This window comes from Moorena sp. SIO4E2 (genome assembly GCF_010671945.1).
GTDB lineage: Bacteria > Cyanobacteriota > Cyanobacteriia > Cyanobacteriales > Coleofasciculaceae > Moorena > Moorena producens.
In genome coordinates this window covers 1-1,075 of the sequence record NZ_JAAHIE010001409.1, presented here as the reverse complement: position 1 = coordinate 1,075, position 1,075 = coordinate 1, and the positions used below count along the sequence as shown (strand labels likewise).

Genomic DNA, 1,075 nt, shown 5'->3' with positions numbered 1-1,075 from the left:
AGGTCAAGTCCTCTTTCGGGTTGAGCTACAGAGGCACCAATATTAGGAGTGATGCCCACAAATTGATCAAATCAGTGATTCGGTCAAAGCCCGACGCTGCGCGAACGACTCTGGTCAAGATCAATCCTAGAACTAGGAAAACCTAGAGATGAAGTCAACAGGGATGGAGTGAACAGAGATGGAGTCAGGAAGGAATCAAGTAGGGAATCAATGGGATTGGTAATAGTACCAACGATGTCCTCACTAATGGTGACAGTGGCAGCACCACTAATCTGATAATTATTGGTGTTAGGGTTACTTATGGTGCTGGAAACCATGGCTGTGCCATGGATACTGACAATGGGATTGGCCTTTGGCCACGCTACCCGAATGCTTAAATCCTCTGAGGTATTGTCACTGCGATCGCTTAAATCTGCTGAGGGATTGTCACTAATGGTACTAGTAGCCGTGCTGCTACTGCTGACCATTACCACACCGCCACCAGAGTCGCCTGTTCCGTTAGTGTGGCTTTTGGCCAAGGGATTGGGACTAATCATGTTAGTAGCCGTCGCACTGCTACTGATCTTGACGAGAGGGTCATCTGGGTCTACTGTTCGATGACTACTAATTTCAATCTTGGTGATATTCGCGGTTGTTCCATCTTGAGGCTGAATTTCGAGATCAAACACTTGGTCAATGTCATCAAAATCTATAATTCTTTGACTCTCTATAGGGGGCTCGACGTTAATCGAGCTATTGGTGATGTCCAAATCACCAGTAGTAGCCATTGGTTGTAGATTGCTTTGGGAATTAAGCACAGAAAAGCTGTTGTTTATCATCGAGGTTTCTACTCGAACGTCAACAAAGAAATGAGATAGAGATTCCCTGATTGACTTTTTCTGACTACCCAGGTCGAGTAGCCACGACATTTTTAACTTTGTCAGTCTAAATTCTATCTAGGTGATCAAATTCTGGGGGGGCGACAAGCGGCCTGTAACCCTTGATATATATTAAATTGAGCGAATTATGGTAAAAAAAGATAGGTCATAAATTGTCAATACGACCTACCAATCGAGAATGAGACAAGAATTATATC

General features: G+C 44.0%; 1 protein-coding gene. It reads right to left on the bottom strand.

What is annotated here, in order from left to right; genetic code table 11:
- Positions 1–83 precede the first annotated feature (83 nt).
- Positions 84–818 carry a hypothetical protein gene (locus F6K37_RS44065; protein ID WP_287257437.1) on the bottom strand — a complete coding sequence of 245 codons (735 nt, stop codon included), beginning with the start codon at positions 816–818 and terminating at the stop codon, positions 84–86.
- Positions 819–1,075: the final 257 nt, after the last annotated feature.

Bases quoted from the DNA above. Each gene is read 5' to 3' on its own strand.
- F6K37_RS44065 (WP_287257437.1), bottom strand. From the start codon at position 818: ATGATAAACAACAGCTTTTCTGTGCTTAATTCCCAAAGCAATCTACAA.